We start from the raw sequence: 2,288 nt of genomic DNA on the forward strand, positions 1-2,288 counted from the left end.
CCTCCGGCCGGCGATCACCGGAGCCGGTCGGCCGTGCGGGATCGGATCCGTCCCGCCTGGCACCGTCCGGTCCGTCCCGGTGCGCGACAGCGGGTCCGCTCCGCCGCACCCCGTCGGAGCCGTCCCGCCCTCGATGCCCGGCCGTCCACGGAAATGCCCTCCGCTCCCCCCACACCAGCACCCCGTTGACGACCAGTCCCAGCACCCCCGCCCACACCACCCCCGCCAGCACGTCCCGCGTTCCGTCCGTGGCCAGTTGGGCCTGTGCGATGAAGATGCCGAGGCCCTGGCCGAAGCCGGAGAGGAGTTCGGTGGCGATGGCGAGGATCAGGGCGGTGGCGGCCGAGATGCGCAGGCCGGCGGCGATGAAGGGGGCCGTGGTGGGGAGTTCGACGTGCAGGAGGATCGAGAGGCGGCCGAAACCGAAGGCACGCAGGGTGTCCTTGGCCAGGGGGTCGGTCTCGGACAGGCCCTGGACGGTGTTGAAGAGGAGCGGCCAGACCGAGGCGTAGGTGATCAGGGCGACCTCGGTCCCGGTGCCGGAACCGAGGAGGAGGGAGACAAGGGGGATCAACGCGACGGACGGCAGCGGGCGCAGGAACTCGATCACCGCGCGTACGGCGTCGTCGATCACCGGCATGCTGCCCAGCAGCAGGCCCAGGGGGATCGCGATCGCGCAGGCCAGTCCGAGCCCGAGCGCCCAGGCGTGGAGCGTTGCGGCGACGCCGTCCAGGAACGTGCGGTCGGCCGCCAACTCGACGGCACGGGCGAGGACTTCGGACGCGGGCGGCAGATAACCGCGGCGTACGATGCCCGCTCTGCCGACCGCCTCGCAGGCACCGAGGGCGATCAGCACGCCGAGGGCGCCGAGGGCGAGTTCCTGGCGCCGGTTCACTTGACGAGGAGCGTGGCCGGGTCGATCGCCTTCGTCAACAGCCCCTGTTTCCGCATGAGTTCGGTGAGGCGGCGCAGTTGGGCGGCATCGGTGGTGGCCGGATAGGCGGGCAGGTCGATGGTCTTGGCCTGGTCCGCGGTCACCTTGGTGTACTTGGGGAGTTCGGCGCGTACGGCCGAGGGGTCCTGGGCGGCGATCTTCGAAGCGGCCTCGATGGCGCGCTTGAACGCCGCCGCGGCCTTGGCGTGCTTCTCGGCGAAGTCGCTCGTCGTGACATAGCCGCTGATCGGCAGGGACTGGACGGGCGCGGAACCGCCGTCCAGCAGCACCCTCGCCTTCAACTCGCCCTGGATCGCGCTGTCGAAGGGCTCGACCGCGTGGACGGCGTCGACCTGGCCCTTCTGCAGGGCGGGGCCCATCTGCGGGAAGGCGATCTGCCGGTAGACGGGGCGTCCGGCGCCCTGTTGGTCCAGGATCGCGTTGAGGGTGAGCGACTGGATGTTGTTGAGGATGTTGACGGCGACCGTCTTGCCCTTGAGGTCGGCGGCGTTCTTGATCGACGAGTCCTTCGGGACCAGGACGTCCATCATGTGCGGTGCGGTGCGGACCCCCTCGGCGAGGATGCGGAGGTCGAGGGTGCCCTTCTCGTCGGCCTGGAGGAAGGTGACGTAGTTCGCGCTCGCGATCACGTCGACCTGGCCCTTGGAGAGGGCGGGCAGCGCCTGGATGCTCTGCTGGACGGGCTGGATGGTGACGTCCAGCCCCTCCTTCACGAACAGTCCGCGGTCCCGGGCGATGTAGAGCGCCGCCGCGTCCGTGAGCGGCAACGCGGCCACGGTGACCTTCTGCCTCCCACCGCCGGAGGAGTCGGAGTCCCCACCGCCGCCGCAGGCGACGAGCACGAGCGCCAGTGCGGTCGCGCCCGCCGCCAACCTCCCTGTTCCCACTTGTAATTGACGTGAAGTCGTCATGCGAGCAAGGAATACCAGCGTTTTGGCATGATCACCACAGGCGGGTCGGACAAATATTCACTGGTTGGAAAAATCCGAAACGAGTTCCCGGGCGACCCATTCAAGGGCGTCGGGCAGCGCCTCCGTGGCCACCGGCAGCCACAGGGACGCGGAGACCAGCCCGGCGTCGGCCAGCCGGCCCAGCTCGTCCCGGACGCTCTCGGCACTAGCGTCGGCTCCGCCCAGCGGGCGCCCCGGCACCTTCACCGCGGGCGTGAATCCGGGCGGTACGAGGAACAGGCCTGCTGTCAGGGCCAGTTCACCGGGGTCGCGTCCCACCTCGGTGCCGAGCGCGTCGAGCCGCGCCCGTACCCCGGTGAGCCCCTCGGCATCGACCCCGGAGCCGTGCCAGGCGTCGCCGAACCGCAGGGCGCGGCGCAGTG

General features: G+C 70.5%; 2 protein-coding genes and 1 pseudogene. All 3 read right to left on the reverse strand.

What is annotated here, in order from left to right:
- On the reverse strand, nt 1-895 hold an 895-nt coding region (locus tag R6V09_RS51260; RefSeq protein ID WP_317888271.1), incomplete at its 3' end, for an ABC transporter permease.
- Nucleotides 892-1,866, reverse strand: coding sequence for an ABC transporter substrate-binding protein (locus R6V09_RS51265; RefSeq protein ID WP_317888272.1), 975 nt, complete (start codon nt 1,864-1,866; stop codon nt 892-894). The genes R6V09_RS51265 and R6V09_RS51260, both read right to left, overlap by 4 nt.
- A 57-nt stretch (nt 1,867-1,923) precedes the next feature.
- Nucleotides 1,924-2,288, reverse strand: a pseudogene (locus R6V09_RS51270) (F420-dependent oxidoreductase); the annotation flags it as partial.

This window comes from Streptomyces sp. W16, from assembly GCF_033194735.1.
Lineage (GTDB): Bacteria > Actinomycetota > Actinomycetes > Streptomycetales > Streptomycetaceae > Streptomyces.

Excerpts from the sequence above, each read along its gene's own strand:
- R6V09_RS51265 (WP_317888272.1), bottom strand. The coding sequence starts at position 1,866 with ATGACGACTTCACGTCAATTACAAGTGGGAACAGGGAGGTTGGCGGCG.